At 54.8% G+C, this 24,781-nt stretch carries 27 protein-coding genes and 1 pseudogene; 14 read left to right on the forward strand and 14 right to left on the reverse strand.

The window, feature by feature from the left end:
• Positions 1 to 468 precede the first annotated feature (468 nt).
• From murI to M0Q23_07240, 4 genes are all read left to right on the forward strand, one after another.
• Positions 469 to 1,290: a glutamate racemase gene (gene murI, locus M0Q23_07225; GenBank protein MCK9528415.1), complete on the forward strand. Its 822-nt coding sequence runs from the start codon at positions 469 to 471 to the stop codon at positions 1,288 to 1,290.
• A gap of 114 nt (positions 1,291 to 1,404) precedes the next feature.
• Positions 1,405 to 1,896, forward strand: coding sequence for a cyclic pyranopterin monophosphate synthase MoaC (moaC, locus tag M0Q23_07230; protein ID MCK9528416.1), 492 nt, complete (start codon positions 1,405 to 1,407; stop codon positions 1,894 to 1,896).
• Complete coding sequence (locus tag M0Q23_07235) at positions 1,893 to 2,426, forward strand: hypothetical protein (GenBank protein ID MCK9528417.1); 534 nt, start codon at positions 1,893 to 1,895, stop codon at positions 2,424 to 2,426. Before moaC ends, M0Q23_07235 begins: the two co-directional genes overlap by 4 nt.
• Positions 2,427 to 2,593: 167 nt before the next feature.
• The gene (locus tag M0Q23_07240) at positions 2,594 to 2,881 is read left to right on the forward strand and encodes a hypothetical protein (GenBank protein ID MCK9528418.1); all 288 of its coding nucleotides are present in this window, start codon (positions 2,594 to 2,596) and stop codon (positions 2,879 to 2,881) included.
• A 114-nt stretch (positions 2,882 to 2,995) separates the two neighbouring features.
• Here M0Q23_07240 and M0Q23_07245 read toward each other — a convergent pair whose 3' ends face one another.
• Genes M0Q23_07245 through M0Q23_07255 form a run of 3 tightly spaced genes read right to left on the reverse strand, consistent with a single transcriptional unit; the run spans position 2,996 to position 4,412 of the window.
• Positions 2,996 to 3,334: a ferredoxin:thioredoxin reductase gene (locus M0Q23_07245; protein MCK9528419.1), complete on the reverse strand. Its 339-nt coding sequence runs from the start codon at positions 3,332 to 3,334 to the stop codon at positions 2,996 to 2,998.
• Positions 3,331 to 3,582, reverse strand: a complete 252-nt coding sequence (locus M0Q23_07250; protein ID MCK9528420.1) for a glutaredoxin family protein — start codon at positions 3,580 to 3,582, stop codon at positions 3,331 to 3,333. The genes M0Q23_07245 and M0Q23_07250 overlap by 4 nt, the downstream gene beginning before the upstream one ends.
• Positions 3,583 to 3,593: 11 nt before the next feature.
• Positions 3,594 to 4,412: an inositol monophosphatase gene (locus M0Q23_07255; protein MCK9528421.1), complete on the reverse strand. Its 819-nt coding sequence runs from the start codon at positions 4,410 to 4,412 to the stop codon at positions 3,594 to 3,596.
• Positions 4,413 to 4,786: 374 nt separating this feature from the next.
• On the opposite strand from M0Q23_07255, the gene M0Q23_07260 reads away from it, so the two are divergent.
• Entirely contained in the window at positions 4,787 to 5,725 is a 939-nt protein-coding gene (locus tag M0Q23_07260) for a DUF4115 domain-containing protein (GenBank protein MCK9528422.1), read from the forward strand.
• Between the two features lie 188 nt (positions 5,726 to 5,913).
• A complete protein-coding gene (gene tatA, locus M0Q23_07265; protein ID MCK9528423.1) occupies positions 5,914 to 6,105 on the forward strand; it encodes a twin-arginine translocase TatA/TatE family subunit in 192 nt (63 codons plus the stop codon).
• A gap of 3 nt (positions 6,106 to 6,108) precedes the next feature.
• Here tatA and M0Q23_07270 read toward each other — a convergent pair whose 3' ends face one another.
• Positions 6,109 to 6,522 (reverse strand): single-stranded DNA-binding protein, encoded by a 414-nt coding sequence (locus M0Q23_07270; protein ID MCK9528424.1) that lies wholly within the window; start codon positions 6,520 to 6,522, stop codon positions 6,109 to 6,111.
• A gap of 266 nt (positions 6,523 to 6,788) precedes the next feature.
• Here M0Q23_07270 and M0Q23_07275 point away from each other — a divergent pair, with 266 nt between their 5' ends.
• Complete coding sequence (locus M0Q23_07275; GenBank protein ID MCK9528425.1) at positions 6,789 to 7,595, forward strand: undecaprenyl-diphosphate phosphatase; 807 nt, start codon at positions 6,789 to 6,791, stop codon at positions 7,593 to 7,595.
• 10 nt (positions 7,596 to 7,605) lie between these two features.
• Positions 7,606 to 9,834, forward strand: coding sequence for a DNA translocase FtsK 4TM domain-containing protein (locus M0Q23_07280; protein ID MCK9528426.1), 2,229 nt, complete (start codon positions 7,606 to 7,608; stop codon positions 9,832 to 9,834).
• A 290-nt stretch (positions 9,835 to 10,124) separates the two neighbouring features.
• Here M0Q23_07280 and M0Q23_07285 read toward each other — a convergent pair whose 3' ends face one another.
• On the reverse strand, positions 10,125 to 10,835 hold the full coding sequence (locus M0Q23_07285; GenBank protein ID MCK9528427.1) for an enoyl-CoA hydratase/isomerase family protein: 711 nt from the start codon (positions 10,833 to 10,835) through the stop codon (positions 10,125 to 10,127).
• Positions 10,836 to 11,049: 214 nt separating this feature from the next.
• Between M0Q23_07285 and M0Q23_07290 the strand changes: the two genes are divergently transcribed.
• Positions 11,050 to 12,027, forward strand: a complete 978-nt coding sequence (locus tag M0Q23_07290; GenBank protein MCK9528428.1) for an MBL fold metallo-hydrolase — start codon at positions 11,050 to 11,052, stop codon at positions 12,025 to 12,027.
• Positions 12,028 to 12,165: 138 nt separating this feature from the next.
• Here M0Q23_07290 and M0Q23_07295 read toward each other — a convergent pair whose 3' ends face one another.
• Both M0Q23_07295 and M0Q23_07300 read right to left on the reverse strand, forming a co-directional pair.
• Positions 12,166 to 14,091 carry an alpha-amylase family glycosyl hydrolase gene (locus M0Q23_07295; protein MCK9528429.1) on the reverse strand — a complete coding sequence of 642 codons (1,926 nt, stop codon included), beginning with the start codon at positions 14,089 to 14,091 and terminating at the stop codon, positions 12,166 to 12,168.
• A 118-nt stretch (positions 14,092 to 14,209) separates the two neighbouring features.
• Complete coding sequence (locus M0Q23_07300) at positions 14,210 to 15,124, reverse strand: CoA-binding protein (GenBank protein ID MCK9528430.1); 915 nt, start codon at positions 15,122 to 15,124, stop codon at positions 14,210 to 14,212.
• Positions 15,125 to 15,768: 644 nt separating this feature from the next.
• Here M0Q23_07300 and M0Q23_07305 point away from each other — a divergent pair.
• Both M0Q23_07305 and M0Q23_07310 read left to right on the forward strand, forming a co-directional pair.
• On the forward strand, positions 15,769 to 15,933 hold the full coding sequence (locus M0Q23_07305) for a hypothetical protein (GenBank protein MCK9528431.1): 165 nt from the start codon (positions 15,769 to 15,771) through the stop codon (positions 15,931 to 15,933).
• 77 nt (positions 15,934 to 16,010) lie between these two features.
• Complete coding sequence (locus tag M0Q23_07310; GenBank protein MCK9528432.1) at positions 16,011 to 16,310, forward strand: hypothetical protein; 300 nt, start codon at positions 16,011 to 16,013, stop codon at positions 16,308 to 16,310.
• Positions 16,311 to 16,337: 27 nt separating this feature from the next.
• Here M0Q23_07310 and M0Q23_07315 read toward each other — a convergent pair whose 3' ends face one another.
• Complete coding sequence (locus M0Q23_07315) at positions 16,338 to 16,859, reverse strand: MucR family transcriptional regulator (GenBank protein ID MCK9528433.1); 522 nt, start codon at positions 16,857 to 16,859, stop codon at positions 16,338 to 16,340.
• A 335-nt stretch (positions 16,860 to 17,194) separates the two neighbouring features.
• Here M0Q23_07315 and M0Q23_07320 point away from each other — a divergent pair, with 335 nt between their 5' ends.
• The 3 genes and pseudogenes from M0Q23_07320 to M0Q23_07330 all read left to right on the forward strand — a co-directional run bounded on the left by M0Q23_07320 (position 17,195) and on the right by M0Q23_07330 (position 18,870).
• Positions 17,195 to 17,440: a putative addiction module antidote protein gene (locus M0Q23_07320; protein ID MCK9528434.1), complete on the forward strand. Its 246-nt coding sequence runs from the start codon at positions 17,195 to 17,197 to the stop codon at positions 17,438 to 17,440.
• Between the two features lie 805 nt (positions 17,441 to 18,245).
• Positions 18,246 to 18,455: a hypothetical protein gene (locus tag M0Q23_07325; GenBank protein MCK9528435.1), complete on the forward strand. Its 210-nt coding sequence runs from the start codon at positions 18,246 to 18,248 to the stop codon at positions 18,453 to 18,455.
• A gap of 38 nt (positions 18,456 to 18,493) precedes the next feature.
• Positions 18,494 to 18,870 (forward strand): annotated as a pseudogene (locus tag M0Q23_07330) (IS5/IS1182 family transposase).
• 296 nt (positions 18,871 to 19,166) lie between these two features.
• Here the strand turns inward: M0Q23_07330 and pgsW are convergent.
• The 6 genes from pgsW to M0Q23_07360 all read right to left on the reverse strand — a co-directional run bounded on the left by pgsW (position 19,167) and on the right by M0Q23_07360 (position 24,771).
• On the reverse strand, positions 19,167 to 20,213 hold the full coding sequence (gene pgsW, locus M0Q23_07335) for a poly-gamma-glutamate system protein (GenBank protein MCK9528436.1): 1,047 nt from the start codon (positions 20,211 to 20,213) through the stop codon (positions 19,167 to 19,169).
• A gap of 99 nt (positions 20,214 to 20,312) precedes the next feature.
• Entirely contained in the window at positions 20,313 to 20,756 is a 444-nt protein-coding gene (gene pgsC / locus M0Q23_07340) for a poly-gamma-glutamate biosynthesis protein PgsC (protein ID MCK9528437.1), read from the reverse strand.
• Positions 20,746 to 21,945, reverse strand: coding sequence for a Mur ligase family protein (locus M0Q23_07345; protein ID MCK9528438.1), 1,200 nt, complete (start codon positions 21,943 to 21,945; stop codon positions 20,746 to 20,748). The genes pgsC and M0Q23_07345 overlap by 11 nt, the downstream gene beginning before the upstream one ends.
• Positions 21,946 to 22,076: 131 nt before the next feature.
• Positions 22,077 to 23,228, reverse strand: a complete 1,152-nt coding sequence (locus M0Q23_07350; GenBank protein ID MCK9528439.1) for a succinylglutamate desuccinylase/aspartoacylase family protein — start codon at positions 23,226 to 23,228, stop codon at positions 22,077 to 22,079.
• A 15-nt stretch (positions 23,229 to 23,243) separates the two neighbouring features.
• Positions 23,244 to 23,405 carry a hypothetical protein gene (locus tag M0Q23_07355; GenBank protein ID MCK9528440.1) on the reverse strand — a complete coding sequence of 54 codons (162 nt, stop codon included), beginning with the start codon at positions 23,403 to 23,405 and terminating at the stop codon, positions 23,244 to 23,246.
• A gap of 19 nt (positions 23,406 to 23,424) precedes the next feature.
• Positions 23,425 to 24,771 carry a hypothetical protein gene (locus M0Q23_07360; protein MCK9528441.1) on the reverse strand — a complete coding sequence of 449 codons (1,347 nt, stop codon included), beginning with the start codon at positions 24,769 to 24,771 and terminating at the stop codon, positions 23,425 to 23,427.
• Positions 24,772 to 24,781 lie beyond the last annotated feature (10 nt).

Consider the following 24,781-nt stretch of genomic DNA (forward strand, 5'->3'; position numbering starts at 1 on the left):
TGAAGTGTAACGGGTTTCGGAAACTGCAGCGGTGGCGGAAAGACTGCCCGCAGTCGGGATGAAGAATTGTATTGTACGAAACGGGAGTGGTTAAGGCAAGAGTATTGTTGCCAACAGTATCGTTCGCGGCATCGGGCGTTTTTCGACTTCTGCGTACCATAGGCGTAAGGATATGAAATCATGCAACGCACAATTCCGGAGATGGGAGTGTTATCTTGACCGGTGTAAAGCCGAGTTCCGTGGCTCTTTTTTGAAGATTTTCCACAACTTCCGGTTTTGCCGGCCATCCATGCCCAACGATGCCCGCATACGGCACGTTAGTGTTATGATGCAGGCCCGCCGGAGACCGGCTGAGGCGCTTTGTACGAGGTCGTCATTGTGGCGTGGCGGTTTTTTTGTTGTCCCCGCGCTTCAAAAACTGCTAGATTGATATATCTCACAATCACATCCAAGGAGCACCCCAAGGACATGATCGGGTTTTTCGATTCCGGTTTCGGCGGACTCACCATCATGAGAAGCGTCGTCTCTCTGCTCCCCTCCTACGACTACTTCTATCTCGGAGACAACGCCCGCGTTCCCTATGGAACCCGTTCATCCGAACTGGTTTTTGAATTCACGCGTCAGGCCATGGCCCATCTTTTCCAGCGGGGGTGTCCTCTGGTCATTGTGGCCTGCAATACGGCATCGGCCGGCGCCCTCAGAAGAATTCAGCAGGAGTATCTGCCCACGGCCTGGCCCGACCGGAGGGTTCTCGGCGTTGTCAGGCCTTCCGCGGAGATCATCGTCGAACGACAGTACCGGCGGGTGGGAATTCTCGCGACGGAAGGCGTCGTTTCCTCCGGGGCCTATAGAACAGAAATCCACAAACTCGACCCGGCCGTCGAAATCGCCCAGCAGGCCTGTCCCGTCCTGGTACCTATCGTGGAAGCGGGGGAACAGGACTGGAAAAGCGCCGACGTCGCGGTATCCTCCTATATCGCCCTGTTGCTTGAAAAAACCGCGGCTCTTGATGCCGTTCTCCTCGCCTGCACCCATTATCCTGTCCTCATGAAAACGCTGAGACGCCACATTCCATCCGGGATTTCTATAATCGAACAGGGACCGGTGGTCGCGGAAAAACTCGAAGATTACCTGAAACGCCACGGGGATATTGAACGACGGCTGTCCCGGCAGGGTACCAGGATGTTTCAAACAACCGATCACTGTGAACGCTTCGACCGGCTGGCGGAGCTTTTTTACGGAGAGCCCGTCTCGTCGGAGCTGATTCGCCTGGAATCACCTGTTTTATAAACCCCCTGTCCCCGACCGCGATCGCCTCCGGGAATCGTCTTGACGGGCCGATATCGCTATGCTACATTCGATCCCTCTTTCCGATGCCGGTTTATATCCCGTGGTACTGTGACTATGACGCAATTCTCCCATCTTGACAAAGACGGCGCGGCCAGAATGGTCGATGTCTCGGCTAAGGCTGAAACGTCGCGCGAGGCGGTCGCCCGGGGAGTTGTTCGCATGAAACCCGAAACGTCACGGGCCATCATGGCCGGCGGTGTCGCGAAGGGCGATGTTCTTGGAACGGCGAAGATTGCCGGCATCATGGCAGCAAAAAAAACAAGTCACATCATTCCTTTGTGCCACCCGCTGGAACTGACCAGCATCGATCTTTCCTTTTCCGGCAACGAGACAGCCGGTGAAATCCTCATTGAAGCTACCGCAAAAACTATCGGCAGAACAGGGGTGGAAATGGAAGCCATGACCGCCGTTGCCGCGGCGGCGCTGACCATATACGACATGTGTAAATCAGCGGACCGTGAAATGGTCATCGGCGCGATCAGGCTTGTAAAGAAAAGTGGGGGGAAAAGCGGGACGTTTCTGAGAGTCGAGGAACAACAGGCATGACGGGGCACCATGATGAAGCGATGGGAATCTACGGAATCCGGAAAATGTTTTTGCTGCCCCTGGCGGTCATCACGATCCTCGTTTTCGTTCTCACCCTCATCGTGTTTTCAGGTGGCGGGAAGCCAATGGAGAAAGTCTCTCTCACGGTCATCCTGGTTATCCTCATCTGCCTGCTCATCGACTCGCTGTCCCGTAAAGCCCTGGTCAGCGCGAAGGGCATCGTCATCAGGCGGTTCATGAGGACACGGGACATCGCGTGGGATGAGATCACCAACATAGACGCCATGGTGCTCAGAAAAAAAGCCTATCTGCTCCTGTCGTCAACAAAGGGATTCCACGTCATTTCAAATAATCTGTCGGATTTTTCAAAGTTGGTATCCTCTGTATTCGAACGAACGGACAATGAAAAAATAGAACCGGCAGCCAGGAAGCTCGCAACCCTTTCCGTCCGGAGAATTTCTGATATCATTCTTCTCTGGCTTGCCTCCGGACTGGTGCTGCTGATCATGTGGTATAAAGTGACTCAATGACGATTCAGCGGGAAACCCCGGTCTCCCGCCCCTCCGGTTCGAAGACATCGCCCTGTTGCCGGAACAACGGAAAACGAACAACGCGGCCGTAGACGAGAGCCGGCGGACGGCCGGCAATTTCCCTGGACACAGATACCGAAACAGACGAAGGGACAGGTTCAATCACCATGAGCATTCACAGGAACCAGACCGCGACACCGCAGTGTCCAACCGTTGAGAACATCATAGAACAAAGGCTCGAAGAGGTCGTCACCATCCTCGGCTCCACGTGTCGGGACAACAGCGCCCTCTACGAAGAAGTCATGTCCATGGTCGAACGCGCTCTGATCCGCATAGCGCTGGAACGGTCGCAAAACGTCAAGAAAACAGCGGCTCTCTTTCTGGGAATCAACAGGAACACCCTTCATTCTAAAATGAACAAACTGGGTCTCGACAACGACACGCCGGGGCGGTAACACCTTCACCCAAATATCCGCTGCGACCTCATCCCGCATCACCTTCCTCCGGACCCGTCCGGTACAGACAGCACAAACCTATACAGGACCACATGATCGCCGTGATTCGGAATCTCAGGCAGGCAGCGTTCTGTCAGCGGGCCTTCGCTCAGGTACGTACACGTGGTCCGGAAGCCCCTCATTCCATTCCGCCGACACGTACAGGGCACAGTAGCAGCTTCCGTACTCCCGGACATCCGCTTCCCGATAGACGCAGGGGCAGATAATATCACTGTCGTTATCGCGGGAACCTGAAGCCAGTCTGCAGGGGCAGGACATGTAGCCGTATCGTTCACGGTTCAGCAGAAGCCCCTGGAGAAGTTTCATCACCAAACCCGTATCCCTGTTGAAATAGTATCCCTTCTTCTCCTGTATCGGCTTGAGCATGTCGTACAGCTCCGCTGCCGTTTTCATAGACCCAGCGCCTCCCGTATTTCCTGTTCCCTGTTTCCCACAACAACCCGATCCCCGATTATCAGTGTCGGAAAGGAAGAGCGGGGGTTGATCCGCTTGACCTCCGCGACGGCTGACGCCCTGTCTTCCGTTTCCAGCAGATCCACATCAGTGTATTCATACTGAATCCCAAGTTCGTCGAGCAGATGTTTCACAGCTTTGCAGTGGCCGCAGGTACTTAATGAATAGAGCTTGACTGATAGTCCCATGGAGTGCCTCCTCAGGCTGTTCTGAACGGGTTGTTCGAAGGATCCCTGCTCCCGTCCGGGTTCTCGGCAAGAACATCCAACATGCCCGCGTGTATTAATCCGTTGGAGGCCACTATGGCCTCCGAGACCAAAGTGTGTTCCTCACCCGCCAGATCGCTGACGACACCTCCTGCTTCGGTAACCATCAGGGCACCCGCGGCCCTGTCCCAGGGCTTAAGCCTTAATTCCCAGTAACCGTCGAAACGGCCTGCCGCAAGATATGCCAGGTCAAGGGCCGCCGAGCCCGCCCGGCGTATCGCCCTGGCACGAAGTGCCATCCTGTTGAATGTTCCGAGATTGTTATCCGGATTGACGCGGATGTCGTAAGGAAATCCCGTTGCCAGGAGGCTGTTTGAAAGATCACGGGTGTCGGAAACGGCGATGGGGCTGCCGTTCAGAAACGCTCCCCCATTCTTCTCTGCAAGGAACAGCTCGTCAAGGAGAGGATCGTAAATAACACCCAGCACTGTCTCCCCCTTCCGCTCAAGGGCGATAGATACACAGAAAAAGGGGAACCCATGGGCATAATTGGTCGTTCCATCGAGAGGGTCGATGATCCACCGAACGTCTGATCCACCCTCTATAGCCGGCGACTCTTCCGAAAGGATGCCGTGATCGGGATATGTTTCTCTGATTCCTGCGACCAACAGATTTTCAGAAAGCCTGTCCGCCTCGGTCACAATATCGATGTCACCCTTGAAGGTGATGGAATGGCTCAGGCCGAAACGATTCTTGAGCAGGGCTCCCGCTTCCCTGGCCGCTACTGTTGCAAATTCTCTCAGGTTCTTCATCACACTCACCACGCCTACTGAATGGGCATCGCGCCCCGTTCTTCCTGTAATCTCTCTATGTATCATCACCGGTGAAAAAACACGAGATGTTTTCTATTGATTCCAACTGTTTTTAGTGTTATTTTCCTGTGGTAAATTCATACGGTACTGACGGATCGCGCATAAAGAACCAGACATGACCGACGGCTTCGTAAAACGGTACCGGAGATATAACCTCCTGCGCTATAGCGGGATGCTCGATTGCGCTCCGGCTTTCCTCATTGCGGCATACCTCAAAGTACGCCTCATTCCACAGGATGTGCGTGCCGTGCCTCAAAGAGCTTTGTGCAAATCCGTTCTCTGTCGGACGTTTTTCGACTTTTTGCAAGATCATCATGACCGATAGCCAGTCAGTTCAGCAACAAAGGCAGTCGATTTTCGGGCTCAAGGAAATCCGTGAATCAAGGGGCATCAGTTTCAGACAGGTAGTCGAGGCGACACGGGTAAGCCCCCAGATGATTCAGGCACTGGAGGGCTGCGATTTTTCAAAGCTTCCCGAACCGGTATACACCAAGGCCTTTCTCAGGTCCTACGCCCGGGCGCTCAATATTGACAGCACCACACTCATTGAACGCTATGAAGATTATTGTCGCGGAATTCAACCGCCGGAAAAAAAGTACGATCACCTGAAAAAAAGACGGCACCGGCGATCTGCCTTGCCCCGCGTGGCCCTTACCGTCATCGTGGTCGCCGTCGTCTCCCTGGCGGCATATTATTACTGCGGAAGCCAGTCGGCCTGGTACCCCGTGAAGCGGGCGCCGATGTCTGAAACGAAAGAACTACCGACCCCGGCTGATGAAGTCCCGAACGTCAACAAGGAACGTTTGGCCGACAGGCCCGGGGACCCGTCCCTTCCGGCGGAGACGGGCACCGATGAACCTCCGGAACGCCTGACGCAGGCGGAACCGATGGAGGATGACCGGAAAGAAGAAGTTCCTTCCTCCCTCGCGTTGCCGGACGCCGGGAAGGCAGCACCGGACATCCCGACCGCGGGCGTCGAAACGATATCGGACGAACTGGTCCTTGAAATTCGGGCCACCGAATTGACCTGGCTCCGGATCAAGAAAGACAACGAACCTTCTGAACAGCTGTACCTTAAGGCAGGAAGCATGATTACGAGAAGGGCGGAGAGCCGTTTCGATATTATCGTCGGCAATGCCGGGGGGGCCGAGATTTTTTTCCAGGGCTCCTCACTCGGCAGATTGGGACGCTCTGGAGAAGTGGTATCCATAAAACTCCCCGGGGATAAACCTCAACCGTTAAAACCTGATTGACTCAGGCATGATATTGTTCTATCAGTTTATCTTGACGGCTTCGTAAAAGTCGAAAAACGATGGGAGGGACGTCATCTCCCGCCCCTTCCATCGTTTTTACAGGGCTTCAGTTGATGAACAGGGGGGCTGCGGGCACGCAGAGCGATTCCAGGAGAAGTACGTTACATTACGGTACGAGGTGACAGGACATGTTTGGAATAGGGATGCCGGAATTATTAATTATCCTCGTGATAATTCTGATCATATTCGGAGCGGGAAAACTCCCCGAAATCGGAGGCGCGATCGGAAAGGGAATTCGGAATTTTAAGACATCCGTTCAGGACCAGCGCGACATACCGGAAGCAGAAAAGAAGGAGAAAATCGAGGACAAGGATACGTAACCATTAAAAGGGAACGTCGTCTTCACGGGTATCACGCCCGCCCAATTCAACGCCGGCCTTCACGCCGTCATCGACCCGGTCGGCTCCCTGGCCCTTCCTGTCCAGCATCTGCATGGTGGAAGCAACCACTTCGGTGGTGTAGCGCTTGTTGCCGTCCTTGTCGTCCCATGATCGGGTCTGTATGCGGCCCTCGATGTAGACAAGGCTCCCCTTTGACAAGTAATTACCGCATATTTCCGCCAGTTTCCTGAACGTTACAACCCGGTGCCACTCGGTTTTCTGTTGCTTCTCACCATCCTTGTCCTTCCACTGTTCATTGGTAGCGACATTCAGAGTCGTCACCATGGTTCCATCTTGCGTGTAGCGGATTTCCGGATCCGCCCCCAGCCGACCTACCAGAATTACCTTGTTGACCATAGAACCTCCTTTGATATGGATTTCGAGCAGTGGGACTATAACAATCTTTCCGTGGCTTGGCAAATCAATTGTCCCGCGGGGGCGGCTCTGTGCTTCAAGGGGTTGGGAATGCATGCGGCCACTGTGTTTCCCGGGGGATATATGAGTTGACTTCATTCGTATTATCAATTACAAATCGTCAAGGCTCGCCTGAAGGGTTCTCAGGCGGCCGGTGACCCGGGAGATCATGGAGAGCGGCTTTTTTGAGTATCCAGGAAAGCATAGGATTGGGTATTATTCAGGGCTTAACCGAGTTTCTCCCTGTAAGCAGCTCCGGTCACCTGGTCATAGCCCAGAGCTTCATCAAAAATTTTGAACAACCCGGCGTCCTTTTCGATGCCATGCTTCATTTCGGAACCATTGTGGCAGTCCTGATATATTTCCGGCATGACCTGCTGGGGATACTGCGGGCCTGTCTTCCTGTGCGTTGGCGCCCCGTGACGGGAACGCCCGGGGAAACCGATCTTTCTCCCGAGGCGGGGCGAAGGCTCGCCCTCTACATCATTGTGGCGACCTTCGTGACCGGCTCCATAGGCCTGGCTTTCAGAGACTATATCTACACTCTCTTTGAATCGGTGCGAACTGTGGCCTTCATGCTGGTGGTGACGGGAACACTTCTGTATCTTTCCGACCGTGTGCGTCAGGGATATCGCGGCACGGGGGAACTGAAGGTATCAGACGCCCTGATTATAGGCCTGGTGCAGGCCTGTGCCCTCGTTCCGGGAATATCGAGGTCGGGTTCCACTATTACAGCGGGAATATTCCTGGGGTTGAGGGGTGAAACGGCGGCACGGTTCTCCTTTCTGATGGCCATACCGGCCGTCATAGGAGCCACCGTTCTGGAAATGAGACACGCGACGATGGTACCCTTGCACACGATGCTTGTGTATTGTGTCGGGACGGTGACAGCGGCGCTGACAGGATTCCTTACCATCAGACTTCTCATGTTCATGGTGTCCCGGCGTACCTTGCGATACTTCGCTTACTATTGCTGGGCCGTTGCGTTTTCTTTATTTGCAGCGGTGATTATGTGAACCGGTTGTCATGAAAAAGAAGGCAGGAAACCATAAACGGTGGCGGGAAGTAACGGCCATACTGCTCCTGGCGGTGGCCCTGTTCCTCGTTGTGTCGCTTTTTTCATACAACCCCGGAGACCCCTCTTTTACCAGGTACGCCTCCGGGGACATGAAAATTCAGAACCTCGGAGGAGTTGTCGGGTCCTACGTGGCTGACAGCCTGGCTCGCGTGCTGGGCGTGACGGCCCACCTCGTACCCCTGGGGCTGGTCGTTCTCGCGATACATTTCCTGCTGGGAACCCTGCGGCGTGTTGATCCTTTCAGAATAATCGGCTTCCTTGGTATCCTTTTCTCATCCGGCTCTTTCATCAGCGCCCGCCACCCTTCCTTCAGGTTCTTTCAGGCCGAAGCGGGGGGATTGCTGGGACGGTTCTCTTCGGAGGTGCTCCAGCTTTATCTCAATTCAACGGGAACTCTCCTGTTTTTGATCGTTGTTTTGCTTGTGTCCATTATAATAACCTTTGATATTTCACTGGTTGCCCTGGGGGTCAGGGTGCGGCGTCTGCTTGTTCAGATCGCATCGACCACGGGATCGTTCATCCTGGTAAGAATAAAGCGGGCAAAAAGAAAAAAGAAAGAGGACCGACCGAAAAAAAAGGCTCCGGCAAAGAGCGCGCCGGCCATTGTGGCGGAAGGGCCCGGGACGGAGACCCCGGCCAAAAAAACCGTCGAACAGTCTGTCTTCCCTTTCCTCGATGAACCGGGACAGGCTGAGCTTCCACCGATCACGCTTCTCGACAGGGTGGAAAAGGAAGACAGGACAATACAGAAAGAAAGCCTCGTCATGAACGGCCGGCTTCTGGAAAAGAAGCTCGCCGACTTCGGTGTGGACGGAAAGGTTGTCGAAATACGCCCGGGACCGGTGATCACCATGTATGAACTGGAACCGGCCCCGGGGGTAAAAATCAATCGGATCACCAACCTGGCGGACGACCTTGCCCTGGCGATGAAAGCACGGAGCGTGAGGATCATCGCGCCCATTCCGGGAAAAGCGGCGGTGGGCATAGAAATACCCAACCAGGAACGGAAGAGTGTGTTCCTGAGAGAAGTCCTCGACACCGATACGTTCCTGGGATCGAAATTCAAGCTACCCGTCGCCCTCGGCCAGGATATCGTGGGGAATCCCGTGGTAGCGGATCTTGCCAGAATGCCCCATCTTCTCATAGCGGGCACCACGGGCTCCGGGAAGAGCGTGTCGCTCAACGCGATGATCTGCAGCATTCTGTTCAAGGCACGGCCGGAAGATGTAAAATTTCTCCTGATCGACCCCAAGCGCCTGGAGCTGTCCGCCTACGAAGGCGTCCCGCACCTGCTTCACCCCGTGGTGGTAAACCCGAAAAAGGCCGCCCAGGTCCTCAAGTGGTCCATAGAAGAGATGGAGCGCCGCTATGAACTTATAAGCCGTGACGGGGCCAAGAGCATTGAAAAGTACAACCGCGTCGTGGAAAAGCGAGCCATCGAGGCGGAATCGATCAGAAAAGAAACCTCCGCACAGGAATCACCGGCCGCTGCCGAAGCGGGAACGGACACCCTGGAAAAACTGCCCTACATCGTCATTGTTATCGACGAGCTGGCGGACCTGATGATGGCAGCCCAGAGGAACGTGGAGTCATCGCTGGCACGGCTCGCCCAGATGGCGCGGGCCGCCGGAATACACCTCATACTGGCAACCCAGCGCCCCTCCGTGGATGTCATTACGGGGATCATCAAGGCAAATTTCCCCACCCGCATATCCTTCCAGGTATCATCGAAAGTGGATTCACGGACCATTCTCGATCAACTGGGCGCGGAAAAACTGCTGGGCGCCGGTGACATGCTCTTCGTCCCACCCGGAACGTCCGCCATGAGGCGAATCCATGGGGCCTTCGTATCCGACAAGGAAATAAAAAATATCGTAACCTTCCTCAAGAAACAGGGGGTGCCGGACTATAACCAATCGATAGTGCAGTATACCCCTGACACGCGGGATGAGGCCTCCGGAGGAAGTGATGATTTCGATGAGCGCTACGACGAGGCCGTCGAACTGGTTACCGACCTGGGGCAGGCTTCAATATCGCTTGTCCAGCGATACCTGAAAATCGGCTACAACCGTGCGGCCCGGATTATTGAAAGAATGGAGGCCGAAGGAATCGTGGGACCCTCGGAAGGATCGAAACCGCGGAAGGTCCTTGCCGGGAAGATGCCTCCCCCCCGATAGAAAAGAAAACCGAAGACGACACCCCAATCCCCGGGATCCCGCAAGAGACCTGAAAAACTATCGCTTGTGTCATTTCGACCTCTCCCCCGTCACTTCGAACGCTCCCCCGCCACTTCGAACGTTCCCCTGTCACTTCGAACGCATGTGAGAAGTCTGCAAGATCCCTCGCTGTGCCCGGGACAGGGATTTCTCGTCGCTTCGCTCCTCGAAATGACGGACCTTAAGACACTCCTCGAAATGACAAAATGAAAGGTCTCCGTAAGTACCCGGGGATTGTTCCGTGAACCGGGTCATATAATGGAGAGGTCTTCTATCGTGATGGGGGAAGTGGTATCAAAGAGCCGTTTGATTTCGACGTTCATCACATTCTTCATGGCCGTCACGATACCCCTTTTCTTGTTCAGGGATTGTGCCCAGCTTACAGCCTCCTGCACCGTTTCTTCCGCTGACGCGCACGCCTTCCGTATGATCCCATGACGCTCAAGTTCCGTTGCCGGGAAACGGTAACCCGTCAGTTCCGCCTCGAGGACAACATGCATGGGAAGGGCCCGCCGGATCAGAGCATCCATGTAGGGAAGGAAGGGTATATGCAGGTCCACTTCGGGGAAGCAGAGGAATCCCCGATCTGATCGCATATAGCGGAAATCACAGGCACAGGCGAGGATTGCCCCGGCGGCGAAGGCGTGGCCCGTCACAGCGGCCACGGTGATCATGGGATAAAACGTAATGCGGCGAAAGAGCTGGTCCTGAGTTTTCATGAACAGATTCACGTCAGGGTCCTGTGCCGCTATGGCGGGAATCAGCCATTCGAGATCCATGCCGTTGCACCAGATTTTTGAATCCGACGACGCGATCACCAGCGCTGTGGCATCTGTCGTGTTCTCTATATCGTCAAGGGCCTTGAACATATCGTCGAAAAAGGGCAGGTTCAGGCGGTTTTCACCGCTGTTCATGGTCAGGATGGCGGTGTTTTCGTTAAGGATCCATGTGACACGTTCCATAGGACATACCTCCGCGATTGTAGTAGCAGTCATCCAGCCGATGTTTGCGCCGATACAGGGCATACATCGAAGAGGCGCGCCTGTCAAAGCACAAATGGCCGCGGCCGTGAGCGCCCGGGAATGCCGCCCCGCGGGACCGGACTTTTACCTTGCAACGACCATGAATCTATGCTGAACATTTTATTCATCTTCGAAGAGAGGGGGGCTTCTATCAATGGCGCTGGAGTATTCTCTCGTCGTGAATGGAGTGGGGCATGCCTTTCTCCGAGAATTCGGCTGCCCCTGCGAGCGCTGTCGCCGGAGCGGGCCCGACGCGAACACGTCCCTTTCCATTGTCGGTAGAGACAGAAAAACGCGGCGCGTAGCCTGGCACGCCCTCATCGATGTGGGAATGGGAGTCAACACGAGCCTGTGCAACAATTTCGACCCCGTTGACGCCAGGCTTGACTGGCTTCTCTTGACTCACTGGCATCCCGACCACACCCTGGATTTGAACAGGCTCGGTGAATCGGCCCGGCGGACGGCCTTTCGACAGGGAGTTAAATTCAAGAAAATACCCACCTGGTGCCGCAATGGAACTGCCCAATGGATACAGAAGAACCACTCCTATGAGTGGTACCGGCACCTGTTTCCACAGCACACTGCCGAGGCGTCACCTCCGGGTTCTGTCCTCGACGCCCTTCCCATTGAAGTACCCGATCTGCGGATAACGCCCGTGACCGTCTCTCACAGGACGGCTGATATCAATCCGGCGGACTTCAAAAAAAAGCTTTTCTGCTCCGCTTCCTTCGTCATTGAAACACATGCGAAAAAGGCGGTCGTACTCTGGGACGCCGACGGCTTCAACGACTGGATTGTCTCGCCCGAATCAGCGGAACAGGAACGAGCGGCGGCCCTCGTCTCTGATGCCGACTACCTTTTCATTGATTGTTTTGACTGGGATACCGAGAAGGTTCAAGGACACGGCACGGGACACCTGTCCTTTCGGACTGTCAGGAAATACGCAGCGGCCATGAGGCCCCGGCAGACTTTCCCGGTTCACATGAGCGGCCACGAAGATGGAGCGGGAAACCCCGGGTGGGGATGGAGTGATGACCGGTGGACCGAGGAGGCACAGGCGGTGTGGGCCGCTGAAGGCCTGCCGGGATCCGTCAGAGTCCCCGCTATAGGCGAAGTGATGCCCCTGCACTGACCCCTTGATGACACAATCAATGATCCGGCTTTTCACTGTGCCCGGTACAACGGCCGGCTCCGTTCCGGGCTCCTTCACGACCCGTCGCCGGGAACCCGCCTGCAGCGACAACGGAATACCGCGCTCCTGCCCCGGTGCTTACGCTGAATGATCCGGCACCATCCCGGCAGATTCGATTCTCTGCTCGATTTCGCTGAAGGGGGTCAGCCACAGCACATCATAGGGCTGCAGATCGACCACGAGCGTGTCGTCCCGTACCAGCAGACCCCGGCCGGCCACCAGGTCATACCACTGGGGATCGGCGAAACCAAGCTGGTCACAGGGAATCTCCAGCCTGCTCTTCCGGTCGGTCACACTGGTGATGGCCAATATGTGCTGCCCGCCCCCGGGAGATGTCCGTACCAGGGCGAACACATCCGGGGACAGCGACAGAATCCTCTGATCGCCGTTTGGATGGAAGGCCCGATGACGAACCCGTATCTCCAGGAGCCGGCCGAGATGATCGTTTATCTGGTACATTTTCGAACCGGGATCGACAAGACTCCGTTCCAGGAGGGCTTCATCTATCATGGCGCGGTTGACATCCCTCTTTGACCTGGTTCGAAGGGCGAGCTGGATATCGCTCCTGCTTCCGATGAGTCCGTGCAGATATATCCCGGGAACACCCTTCAGCGCCAGGGCTATGCTGCGGGAAGCCACAAAGCGCCTCACCTGGAAGAGACGTTCTTCGTTAACGTTGTCCATGTTGAGGGCACTGTACCAGGTCGAGTTGATCTCATAGGGCTCCCTGTCGGCCTCACCGGAACCCCGGTAGGAAATAAATGCGCCGTGCTGCCGCGCCCGCGATATAAGGAATTCTACTTCTTCATCGGACAGAATACCCTGTATTCCGGGCAATCCGACCCCGTCATGAGTATCGAGGATATTGAGATAGGTGGTTGTACTCGAAGGATAACGTATGGTTTCGGCCCACCGGGTGAGCGTGCTCGCATCCCTCCGATAAAACGCGTGGAGGACCAGGGGGGGCAGTGAAAAATTGTAGACCATCTGTGATTCATCGTCGCCGTCACCGAAATAAGAAATGTTCTCTTCATAGGGAACGTTCGTTTCCGTCACCAGAGCCACGCGAGGAGCCACAAGATCCAGGACATCGCGAAAGAGCTTGATTATTTGATGGGTCTGCTTGAGGTTCGCCCCGGAGCTTCCCGATTCCCACCACAGGTATGTCACGGCGTCGAGCCGGATCAGGTCCGCCCCCTGGCGGACATAGAGCAGTAATGTCTCGATAACTCTCAGGAGTACCTTGGGATTCCGGTAATTAAGATCAATCTGGTCCGGAGAAAACGTCGTCCATGCCCAGAGCGGCCCGTCAATGGAATGAAACTGCGTAAGGATATCGCTGGTTCGGGGACGCCTTAAGAGCTTCCGCTGCTCCGGCGTGAGTTCCTCCTTGGATGTAAAGGTTACGGCAAAATCCTGGAAATCGGGGTTTCCACTGAACATCTCCTTGAAGGGGACGCTTTTTGATGAAGCGTGGTTGAAGACACCATCAAACATCAGTCGAAAGCAGGTCCCGATGCGTTCGATATCCATCCAGGAACCCAGGGCGGGATCGACAATCCGATAATCGATAACGGAAAAACCGCGGTCCGAAGAATAGGGGAAAAAGGGGAGGATGTGTATGGTGTTGAAAACAGGAGCTCTCCGGCGAAGGGTCATCAGAAAATTGCCCAGTGCCGCAAGAGGAGAACGCTTCTCCGTGCGAACCATGTCGCCATAGGTAATGAGAATCATGTCCCGCTCGCTGAAACGTTCAGCAGGATCAAAGGCTTTCTCCGCTTCGGCCCACTCTTCATGCTTGTGGGCATGGTGAACCTTGAGGATCCTCAGGAGTTCCGGCATCGCCCGACGTGCCCTCCTGGTGCCGTACAGAAAGCGCAGTCGCTTGAAAATGCGTTCTCCTTTTTCCGCAGGAATGTCGAGAACCGGCCTTCTGAAATCGGGATCGCTGTCGTAGAAACGGGACATCCCGTCCGTCGGCGCTCCATTCCATCTGGTCGTCATGTGATTACCTCTCTTGGTCCGATCTCGGGAATCCTTCCGTAATGGGTCAACGATACCACAGCTTTCGCCGATCATCCAGCCTCGGGGCGGTTCCGGAACGGCTTCCCGCGGGACAGGCTTATCCGGGACCAGCCTTCAGCCGTGTGCCGCGCGGTTCATACCGTGAGGCCGCGGCAAGGCATTCTACGGCCCGCGACACCTCTCCGTGGGCGGGGATACCATTTTTCTCCGATTCCCGACGCAGCAGACGGGCTCCTTCCCGGCGGCCTATAACCCACAGAACCAGCGATTTCCCTTCCTGTTCCGCGGCCTCTTTCAGTTCGGCCATAGAGCCGAACTGCCCGTAGAATCCCACGATGAAGTGCATAAATATGGCATCCACGGCAGGATCCCCGACGATGGCGTCGAAGGTCTCGCGGTAGGCCTGAAGCGGACCCCGCGTGCCGAAGGCCGGAAACAGGTCCACCGGGTTTGACACCGGCATCCAGTGCGGGAAAACCCGTTCAAGGCGCTCCATCGTTTCAGGTGAAAATTCCGCGATTTTTAATCCCTGCTCCTCCAGCAGGTCACAGGACAGAATACCGGCCCCGCCGCTGAAGGTAATCACTGCCGTACGGCAGTGGGCAGGAGTGTGGGGAATCATGGCAAGGGCCCGAGTGAGCTCGATCATCTGCTGAAAGTCACGGGCAATGGAGAGGCACGTCTCCTGAAGGGCCTCGCCCGCCGGCCCAACTTCGGAAAAACCGGCGCTCTGTATGATGACCCGGCCTATCCCCTTTCTCACGCAGGCCTCAAGCGCGGCGGGAACCGCCGGGGCGGGAATGATGATAATGGCCAGGTCAACAGGGCCGGGAATCGATTCAACCGAGGGATAGCAGGGAACTCCCTGAATATCGGAATAGTTCTGGTTGACGGGATAGAGTGCCCCCCTGTAACCGGAAAGGAGATTCCCCATCAGGTGTGAGCCCAGGGAACCGTCACGACCACTGGCCCCTATAAGGGCTACTGAATCAGGCTGAAAGAACTGTTTCATGAAAAACCTCTCCGGGGGAACAGCCCCCCCTTTTTTAACGTATTGAAAGACTAACGTCCTCGTAACAAGTCATGCGGCGTTTTTGGGCAACAAGATGACGAAGGGTCCACAGGGTCTTGGCGCACAGATACTTCGCCTCGTCCGACTCGTCGGGAATGTCCGGGGCATAGTACCGTTGGAGATTGAAGGAAAACCGGAACGGTCTCATCATCCGTCAAATCGTGCATCTGTTGGAGGATCAACGCACCAGGGGCGGCATAGATCTCTTTGGCCAGTCTCCCGAATCCCTCCGTGTAGCAGGAGGCGATCTTGTGAACGGACAGCTCGGAAAGGATATGCTCCCGGAAGAGACCGGCCCGGGAGCTGTCCGAAAGTCTGCGCCGTTTGGGTCCCGGGTAGTCCCACGGGTCGATCGAGCAGGACGTTTTGTGATCGCGGGCATAAATCATGGCATCAGCACCTATCTTATTAAGATGTACCATGACTCATACTCTTTACAGAAAAGATGTCAAGGGGAAAATACGTGATTTATAAATTATTTTAAGATGTTACGCTATTTTTACTTGTTACGGGGACGTCGAAGCTGATTTCGGGAATCTTTCAGACGAGCTCTTTCAATACCTTGTCGAGGCATAAGCGATCACGTGCATGTGAAGCACACGGGAAACATTCACATAGCGGCATGCTGGGATGCCGACCGGCTTGACCTGGGTCGTGTGGGTATTGTGCCCGACGAAGCATTCATGAACACGGAGATCGGGCGGACCTTGGCGAGAAGCATGTCGTCGGGGGAAGAGGATCATGAGTGAACATCACGCCAGGGCGTGATCAAAAGAATATTCACCGAGAATCACTGACCGGTTGAGACCAGAAGGAGGTCATCCCAATGAACGCCACCACGAGAATCAAATGCCCCAACTGCGGCACTTCGATCGATGTGCAGGATATTCTCGCACACCAGTTGGAGGACGAAATCAAACGAGAATATCAGTCGAAGCCGGCCGGGGAAGCCAAACGCTTCAAGGTTGACTGGCGACATGGGAATCGAGGAGGAATAGGGAAAGGAAAAAAGATCGCAAACCGTCTTGATCAGAAGAGGAACGCCATCCCCCCGGAGGAAGCCAAGAGGATGGATTCTGCCAAACAGAACTTCATAACATCAGTAGTAACCGGCGGAAGTGCCTGAGAACCGAACCCACCTGAACGGTACCGTCTATTCCGCCTTTTTCGCCACCCGCGCAGCAGCCAGTTTCTCCGACAATCCCCTGTCAATGGCCATCTGGCGACGAGCGGCGGCGTAACTGGGGGCAACCAGGTCGATACCCCTAGGAATCTTGAATTTCCGCTTGTACTCAACCGGTTTCATCTGATGGGCGACCGCCAGGTGCTTCTTGAGGGTCTTCATCCCCGTTTTCCCACAAATCATGCAGCCGATCGTGTCCTCCTGGAAGGCCTCTTCATAGGAAAGAACCGGCGCCTCAGGTTCAACGACAGGTTCCTCTTGAACGGGCTCTTCCACGACAGGCGCTGCAACCTGCTCGGTGTCCTCCTTTGATTTTCTTCCCTTCTTTTTGAGTGATGCCACGGGTTCCTCCATGACATCGTCTCTTTCCAGGGCCCGGAGGGTCGCATAGACCATCATGATTTCATTGAGCAGCTCCTCTGATGAAAGCTCCGTCGTTGAAACATGGGCGACAACAATGTCTGTGGTCAATTCCAGCAGATTTGTGGCCATTGGCGTGATTTCTCCTTTTCTTGGTTAAACATGATTACTTTCATGGAATGACATACGATGGTAGACCTTTTTCAAACCAAGGCAAGGGAAATGTCAACAGAATTTAACAAATCACTCGACAAATGTAGCCTACCAGCTACAATGATACCGTGATTGAAATTCATAAAACAGAAGGTTTTGGCAAATGGATCGATTTGGCCGACGGCGAAAAAAAGAGTCAGTCGAAGGACATCAGAACCGCCTTGCGTCTGTCTCGCAATTTACAGGAGAAAACTATGGCTAAGACAAAAACCAACAAATATGATGTGGCGGAACACCTCCGCACTCCAGAGGAAATGGCGGCATACCTTGAAGCCTGTTTAGAGGAGGCGAATGGCGACGCCGCATTTATTGCTAAAGCCTTGGGAGATATTGCACGTGCCAAGGGAATGACACAAGTGGCGCGGGATGCAGGTTTGTCTCGTGAAAGCCTTTACAAAGCCCTTTCAGGAGAACGCACACCTGGGTTTGATACAATACTCAAGGTTGTTGCCGCTCTTGGCTTGAAACTCCATGCAGAAGCTGTGCACTCAAACACCTGAATGAGACCTGATCGGGTAGCCGGGGGGATGAGCCCTCCCAGCCCCCACACCACCCGGCATGCGGGTCCGCACCGGGCGGTTCACAGAGATTACCGAACCGTAGCCGGGCAGTGGATCATTCGGGTCGAACGGTTCCAGGACGCGCCCCATGTCCACTCCTCCATACGGATTCATCGTGTCATGGGAGCTCATGGAGGTCCTTCCCTTCTCTGTGTTCGGCCCTTCGGCGGGGTACGTCTTTCCCGGTTTTTTCCGTTTCGCCGGGTTTGTTTCCCCGCGCCTCCTATGGCCTCTGTTGACTCCTGTCCGGTCACCCGGCATGGTGCCATGCTACCCTCTGTCCAGAAGAAGTTCCCTGATCATTTTGTACCCGGCCGCCTCAATCCGCCGGTGATCGAGTGCGAGATCAATATCCATACTGCCCACAGGGAGGCTCGTACTCCCTGAGAGCAGCAATTCCGGCACCCAGCCACCAATCAGGACCGTATGCCCCCCGCATTCACCGAGAAGATGAGCCAGTTCTATGGTTGCATGCTGTTTCGCATTACAAAAGTGTCGACGCTGGGAGGTCCCTCCAGGATTCTTAAAAACACCTTGCAATCCCTTTCTATTTTTGCCATAGACTTTACGTGGAGTTTAACACCTGCAAAAATAGTTCTTCTATTTCGTGGACATAGGTGTCCCCAAATAGTTCTTGGCACCACATTTGAGAGAGCCAAAAGAACCTTCTCGAAAAAGCGGGGCAGAGACCGTACAAGATTCTCAACCTCTCCCCGTTTTTGGACCAATTTCGCACGAGGTAAAAATGGACAACATTCAGAAATTTCAGGGACTTCTTAAAGAACTTTTTCAATTCGACGCCGCTGATCTGGACTTCGGCATCTACCGCATCATGAATTACAAGCGCGGCGTGATTGAGCGTTTTATCCAGGAAGATTTGCCAAGTCCATATCTAAAGAACTGGCTCAGGGTGCGCTGGCAGGACAAGCGCAGGCCGCCAAAAAGAAAGTGTTAGCGATACGTGACGACGCCCCTGACGCGGCGGGGCGGGTTGAGAACCCCTGCCGGCAGTACCTGAGCGGCATGAAGTTTTTTCAGCACGTCTTTCCCATAGATCCCTCGAGCATGACCCGGTGGCGCGGTCGTATTGGAGAAGCGGGCGCTGAGGAGTTGCTGAAAGAGACCATCGATGCGGGGTTGAAACTGAAGGCAGTGAAGCCATCCCAGCTTGCCCCCATCAATGTGGATACCACCGTTCAGGAGAAGGACATTCGCTTTCCTACCGACGCGCGGTTGTACGATCGTGCCCGGGAGCGTCTGGTGAGGGCGGCTCAGAAACGGGGCATTGCGTTGCGTCAGAGCTACAGCCGGAAATCGAAGCATCTTGTCAGGCAGCAAGCCGCTCTGCTCATGCCCGTCAGATGAAGCGAGTCCAAGGATGCACCAAGAGAGATGGGTTCCCGACTTCGTTGCTCAGCGGCATTGAGGCTTTCTCCTAAAAAAAAGATGCCCAATCCGATCATTGCCGCAATCAAAATAGAGAGATGACTAGGCCTGCTTATTTGAGACATAGATGCCTCCCTAATCCTTTACCGTTCCGAAGATGGAAAAAAGAATGTGTGTGATCCACTGGAGCGGCCTCGTCAAAGGGCGACGGGCTGCAAGAACTGAGAAGAACTCTTAAGATTACCCGTCCGGATCGGTCTGATGGAGGGAGAGATTGGAACTATAGTTCATTTGCGCCCGGATTTATAGATGAAAGCCACGCAGCTATCAACAGCCATAGTCCCAGTGTGACGACTTGCAACCAAGTTCTCCGCTCCAATTCCGCCTTTCGATCCATGTTTTCGATGGGGGGCAACGGCACGGGAGCCAACGGCAAGAGGTTGCGAGTCGCCAGACTTTCGATATTCAGGAAATGAATGACTGGCACACCCTGTTCCATCATTCTGAATATGATCCCTCGTTGGGGGCTTTGACAAGCAGGCACTTTCCGTAATAGTCCATTTTCCAGGCGTGCTGCCTGCGCGACCCAGCCCAAGGATGTGATGGCGCCCCCGACGTTTACAAAAACCGCCGGGCGTCCTCCAGCAAGATACAACGCTTCACGCCGCTCGATATCAGCTAAAAGCTTGCCTCGATGACCTTCATCCAGATAGATAGCCCCATGTTTGCGAACAGCCTGCATGCCCTGTTCGATACCCGTACCATCGATGCCGCCTTCCGTTTCCACGATGCCTCCTAGCGAGACAAAGGAAGAACGGTGGCTGATATGCCCCTGCTCAAAAAGAAGGCGTTCCATATCCAGCCACGTCAGCCCCGGTATGTTGGCTCCAAAGGAAGAAGCCCCGACCGAACTGATGATAAACGGATTCACATCCAATTCTTCACACGCCGCCAAAACGGCGATATTGAGAGCAGGAAAAGAACCGGAAAGACAAAGGGCCACTTTATCACCCTTCTGCACGCCCGCCCGACGCATCAGGGACAGCGCCAGCCCCGCGAATTGGGGATTGAGGGATGTCCGCTTGGCCCGCAACGACCCCTGGGAGGTGGTTAGATCTGTGTATTCCTCGCCGATAAGTCCGGTTCCGTTGGGATCGATCGCTAAATCCACCCCTATCCCCAAGGCCAACCGGGAATCCCGGATACTCATCATGCCTTTCAGCATGCGCTCTGCGGCGCGAATTTGATTTTCTTGCTCCGCTTCCAGGCGAGGTGTCCGGCCATATTCGAGAGACTGTACCACCACCAGCAGAAGCGCCGCGAGCACGAGCAGTGTTCTCCTCATGGGTTTTGTCAATCGCGGCGCATATGGCAGACTTGACCATAAAGCGCTTATTTTCCCCGCGCGAGGGCACATTTCATCACCCTAAAAGGGCCGCACCAGGCCAAAGGCATGGAGTAAAAGGCGGACCATGGTTGAAAGCAGCAGCAACGCTAACAATGTGAGGCCGATGCCCTGTCTGTCCATCTCGTGCGCCACCAGGCCGGGAATAATATAACCCAAGGCATCGATACGCCCCTGGGCAAGTTCCAGCCCCATGAACAAAGCACCAGCGGTCCATTGCAGGAAGAAGCCCAGTAATATGCTAAGGATGAAACGCCTCCGTCCATACAGAAGGGTAAAACAGGCCACCACGCGCAATAGTATCATGGTAACCAAAGCAAGCACCAGATTATACCCGATCATGAAGGGCTGATCCCAGTATAGGGCGAAGTATCCCGGTGCCACCAATCCTCCGCCCACGAGCCCAGTCAGTTCGAAGAGAAAAAAGCTCAGCACAAGGCCGATAGCGATGGCATTAACTAACATGAGAAGTTTCCCTCGCCTGCGATATCATGGCTCGCCAACGTTCCCCGTAACCATGGCTGTTGCCCAAGCCCACCAAAACCATCGGATGAGCCGCCTGACGGCCGCCTTTTTGACGCTCTTGAGCAAGTTTGTGAAGAAGCGCATAGGGCTCGCAAAGGGGATTGGGAAGGAATAGGCTCCGGGCCGGTGACCGGCACCAAGCTGCCCATGCGTGTGAACCGGTGGGGGCCAGCAAATCGAAGCGCGGTTCATGTTGAAGCCAGTCCATGAAAACTGCCGTCCGCATGGGTCTATCCTGCCTGGTTGCCAGGATGGCTACGAACCAAGCCGGCGTGGGAAGATTGTTCCATAGCGCATCAAGAAGCAGGCGCGAGGAATCCACGTCATTGACGGAGAAAAGGTCCAGCCAGATCACGCGGACTCCCGCAATGTCGAGGAGGGATACGGGCGACGGTGCAGTATCATGGCACAGACCGCATCGTGCCGATGAGCGTTGATTTTCGATCACAGGCACTTGCCCGTGCAAGTGCTCGGCCACGGCCAGTGCTAATTGCAAGGGCTGTTCTAACATCGGGGCATTTCCGTTTTCTTGCCGTGGTGTTCCCGAGCCTACCATTTCAGATTCCACCACATGGCAGTCGCAATTCAAATTGCGGGCATGTCGGCAAACTTCTTCGACCCCATCCTCTCGCGCGGTGAAGACCGGCCGACCCGGGGGAAGCATAAAGCTTAGTGCCCGGGCCACGTTTGCCCTGCCTTGTCCCATGGTCTCCGAATGATCGGGCCGTACATTGGTGATCACTGCGTGGGTTGCCTGCAACATTTTTTCTGATACGGCAAGGGTCTCATCCTGCAGTGCCATTCCCTCCACAACAACGGCTGTGGCCTTCAAGCGGGCCGCCAGGCGCAGGATTTTGACGTGCTCTTGAATACGAGCCGGCCCCACCCTCCGCACAGGTCGTGTGCTGGCGTCCGGAAACTCGTATTCCGGCCTATCGCCGGTAGTTTTGGACAAAACCACATGCCCCGCTTCGCGCAGCAGGGATGCCAGAATGCGGGTGACCGTACTTTTGCCGCGCGTGCCATGCACATGAATGCGCAAGGGTACGCACCGCTGCCATCGGGAAATCAGGAGTTTTTCCAAGATCAAAGGGATCAGCACAAGCAAAATGCAGGCGAGGAACAGCATGGTTCACTTCCTGAAAACCGGGGAGTTCAGGAGTTGAGCCATCCCATACTACCCGGCCTGATTGCCACAAAAAGCGCTGAATTTTTCGCGGCGATATTGATATTTGACGGTCCCGTCGAACTATTGTGACGTTACATAGCTGCGGCCTTATTTTCCGCATCCTTGTTCAGGTACACCTCGACGCCCTTGGCATTGATTTCCTCGTTGGTGGGAACATTGTGGATGACGAAACTGGTTCCTTCTTCATCGGTAAGAGCCAAAGCCAATTCCATGAAGGCGGCCAGGTTCCGCCCCATGCGACGCTTCAGGGGCCAACCCTTTTCATCAAACGGCACGAAGGTTCGTCCCAATTTAGACGCCGCCACATAAAATGCGTCAATACCTTCGATAATCAGTGCTTCATCCGTGATGCCGCGAATCTTCCCCTGAGACGGATTGCAGGTTTCCATGAGAACGGCCTTGGCCTTGGTATGATCGCCCAGTTCCCTGTAGCTCAATCCGCGAAATTTCTCAGGGGAGGCTTCGATACTCAGATCAAGGCCCTGCGCCTGCATGCCCAGGGAGGCCATGGAGGCAAGGTCCTGCGCCCGCGGATGCGCACCGATGGCATTGATGAAGGGGTATTCCGGCTGGGCTTCGTGTAAATCAATGACTAGGTGCACCTCTTCCGTCTCCAGTACATGGCGGATGGCGTACGCGATTCGTTCGGTAAAGGTGCCGTTCAGACGGCCCGGATAGGCCCGGTTCAGATTGCGTATTTCGTCCCCCGAAAGTTTTTGTTTGGACGGGTATTGGATGAACACCTCCGGATCCGGCCAGTGGTTGATGGAATTGCTTGTCCGCGAGCCATGGCGAAACACGCGCTTGCTGCCGTCAGGCAGGGCAAAGGTAAGATGCTGGGGATGCGCTTCCTGCGGGTAGTTGTGTGTAAATCCACTGTTGTTGGCCTGAGGAATCACCACCAGTTTCCCCGTTTCGACTACAGCATTTTCAATCAGAACGATACCGGTCATCCAGCCCGCAGGCTCGTCCGCGTGAATCCCGGTGAGCAGCATAATGGTCGCACCAGGGGTTTCCCCCTCAAGGATGAAAACCCGTGTATCCCCTTTGGTACCTTTCAGGGCAGGCACATAGTCACTCAGCCACTTTGTTTGCGTGACCCCACGGCCGGGTATGATCAGGTCATCATGCCACATGGACACATAATTCATGGACAACGCTACGCAGATGATAACGGTGATGCCGAGTATAATCCAAGCGGATTTTTTAGTATTGATTCTCATAATTGCCCACTCTCATCACTTTATAAGGATAAGCCGCAAGGCAAAGGGCACAATGACTAAGAGCGCGAGGATCTGATCCCAGATGTTCTTGGATTGGAACATGTTGGAAATCACCAGATATAAAATATAGGCTGTGAGTACGGTGTAGGCACCCATAATCCACAGATACGTTGACATAATGGTCACTCCTTTCGAGTTAATACGGAACAAAGAGCCTGGCAAACTGGTTGGCAAAAACCAGAGCGACAATCGCGAAGCCGATGCTTACCAGCGTGGGCACGAGACAGTATTTCAAAATTGCGCCATATCTCGGCTCCTGCACCACATCCTGCGCAAAATACCCGCCCACTGCTGAAGGAGGAACAATTTGCGCCAGCACGCAAAGGATGGAAGCTGCGGCTACCACCACGATGACATTCTGTGTGAGGAGCGCCAAGGTGAAGGGAATACCCAGAATCACGGCAGCCCCCAGGTGAGTGAGTACTCCGCCCAGCAACGGCAGGCTGATGCCCATGGCGATATACATCAGGGCCGGAGCGACGGCGCCGAGAGTCAGAGCACCCAACACGGTCAGCCCCTTGGCGCCTGTCAACGTGGTGATTTGCACCACCGTTCCCACGACAAAGAGCAGGGCGACGGTGTGGAACACTCCGCCCCCCACCGCTTCTTTGCTCGCGTCCACATAAGCTACCTTTTTCCCGGTAAACAGGCCCACGATACTGCCTACCATGAAGACCATGGGAGTGACGATGTCCGGAAACTTGCCGGGGAAAACTCGGATTGCTATAAAAATTACCGCCACTACCAGTATCGGGATATAGGGCATGATGAAATTCTTGCGTTCAGGTCGGGGCAGCTCTGCTTCGATAGTCTCGATAGAAGGCGCTTTGAAATAACGGTAGCCGATGAAGAAAATACTGAACAATCCTAGGGGAATAGTCAACACCCAAAGTATGGTGCCGAAACCTTCATACGGCATGTTGATGCCGCTGGCGATAATGAGCGCAGGGATGTTCACCGGCGGCGCGGCGGCTCCCAGTGTACTGAGCATGGCAATGATCGCCCCGTTCTGTGCGCGGGGCACGCCCACAATGCGGAGGATTGCGGCGGCGAACACGCCAGTGCTCAGAACGGCAGCTGTACCCACCCCGGTGAACATGCCGGGGAAAAAGACCATCACGGTCAGCAAAATAAACAGGATCACCGGCCTGTTCCGGAATGTGGTTAAGATATCCCACGTGATACAATCCAGATTTCCAGACCGCTTCATCACGGTCAGAAAGATCATGCCACAAAATATTACCAGGTTAATATAAATGTACCAGACAGGTCCTTCAAACAGGTGACGGAAAGGGAAACCGAAACCGGTAACAACGGCGCTTATGGCCACCGAAACAAAAAGATTAATGGCGATGGGAATATTTTGCTTGAACCTCTTCCCCAGCAGGGTGATCACGAGATAGCTTATTGCCATGGTCGCCAAGGCGATTCCCGCGGTGGTATACATGCCGGCGGCGTGAGAGTGACTGGAGACAGTGAACATGAGGAAAGTC

The sequence above is a fragment of the Syntrophales bacterium genome (genome assembly GCA_023228425.1).
Classification (GTDB): Bacteria; Desulfobacterota; Syntrophia; order Syntrophales; family UBA2210; genus MLS-D.

Coding starts and splice junctions, on each gene's coding strand:
- murI (MCK9528415.1), top strand. CDS start 469: ATGATCGGGTTTTTCGATTCCGGTTTCGGCGGACTCACCATCATGAGA.
- moaC (MCK9528416.1), top strand. CDS start 1,405: ATGACGCAATTCTCCCATCTTGACAAAGACGGCGCGGCCAGAATGGTC.
- M0Q23_07235 (MCK9528417.1), top strand. CDS start 1,893: ATGACGGGGCACCATGATGAAGCGATGGGAATCTACGGAATCCGGAAA.
- M0Q23_07240 (MCK9528418.1), top strand. CDS start 2,594: ATGAGCATTCACAGGAACCAGACCGCGACACCGCAGTGTCCAACCGTT.
- M0Q23_07245 (MCK9528419.1), bottom strand. CDS start 3,334: ATGAAAACGGCAGCGGAGCTGTACGACATGCTCAAGCCGATACAGGAG.
- M0Q23_07250 (MCK9528420.1), bottom strand. CDS start 3,582: ATGGGACTATCAGTCAAGCTCTATTCATTAAGTACCTGCGGCCACTGC.
- M0Q23_07255 (MCK9528421.1), bottom strand. CDS start 4,412: ATGAAGAACCTGAGAGAATTTGCAACAGTAGCGGCCAGGGAAGCGGGA.
- M0Q23_07260 (MCK9528422.1), top strand. CDS start 4,787: ATGACCGATAGCCAGTCAGTTCAGCAACAAAGGCAGTCGATTTTCGGG.
- tatA (MCK9528423.1), top strand. CDS start 5,914: ATGTTTGGAATAGGGATGCCGGAATTATTAATTATCCTCGTGATAATT.
- M0Q23_07270 (MCK9528424.1), bottom strand. CDS start 6,522: ATGGTCAACAAGGTAATTCTGGTAGGTCGGCTGGGGGCGGATCCGGAA.
- M0Q23_07280 (MCK9528426.1), top strand. CDS start 7,606: ATGAAAAAGAAGGCAGGAAACCATAAACGGTGGCGGGAAGTAACGGCC.
- M0Q23_07285 (MCK9528427.1), bottom strand. CDS start 10,835: ATGGAACGTGTCACATGGATCCTTAACGAAAACACCGCCATCCTGACC.
- M0Q23_07290 (MCK9528428.1), top strand. CDS start 11,050: ATGGCGCTGGAGTATTCTCTCGTCGTGAATGGAGTGGGGCATGCCTTT.
- M0Q23_07295 (MCK9528429.1), bottom strand. CDS start 14,091: ATGACGACCAGATGGAATGGAGCGCCGACGGACGGGATGTCCCGTTTC.
- M0Q23_07300 (MCK9528430.1), bottom strand. CDS start 15,124: ATGAAACAGTTCTTTCAGCCTGATTCAGTAGCCCTTATAGGGGCCAGT.
- M0Q23_07310 (MCK9528432.1), top strand. CDS start 16,011: ATGAACGCCACCACGAGAATCAAATGCCCCAACTGCGGCACTTCGATC.
- M0Q23_07315 (MCK9528433.1), bottom strand. CDS start 16,859: ATGGCCACAAATCTGCTGGAATTGACCACAGACATTGTTGTCGCCCAT.
- M0Q23_07320 (MCK9528434.1), top strand. CDS start 17,195: ATGGCGGCATACCTTGAAGCCTGTTTAGAGGAGGCGAATGGCGACGCC.
- M0Q23_07325 (MCK9528435.1), top strand. CDS start 18,246: ATGGACAACATTCAGAAATTTCAGGGACTTCTTAAAGAACTTTTTCAA.
- pgsC (MCK9528437.1), bottom strand. CDS start 20,756: ATGTTAGTTAATGCCATCGCTATCGGCCTTGTGCTGAGCTTTTTTCTC.
- M0Q23_07345 (MCK9528438.1), bottom strand. CDS start 21,945: ATGCTGTTCCTCGCCTGCATTTTGCTTGTGCTGATCCCTTTGATCTTG.
- M0Q23_07350 (MCK9528439.1), bottom strand. CDS start 23,228: ATGAGAATCAATACTAAAAAATCCGCTTGGATTATACTCGGCATCACC.
- M0Q23_07355 (MCK9528440.1), bottom strand. CDS start 23,405: ATGTCAACGTATCTGTGGATTATGGGTGCCTACACCGTACTCACAGCC.
- M0Q23_07360 (MCK9528441.1), bottom strand. CDS start 24,771: ATGTTCACTGTCTCCAGTCACTCTCACGCCGCCGGCATGTATACCACC.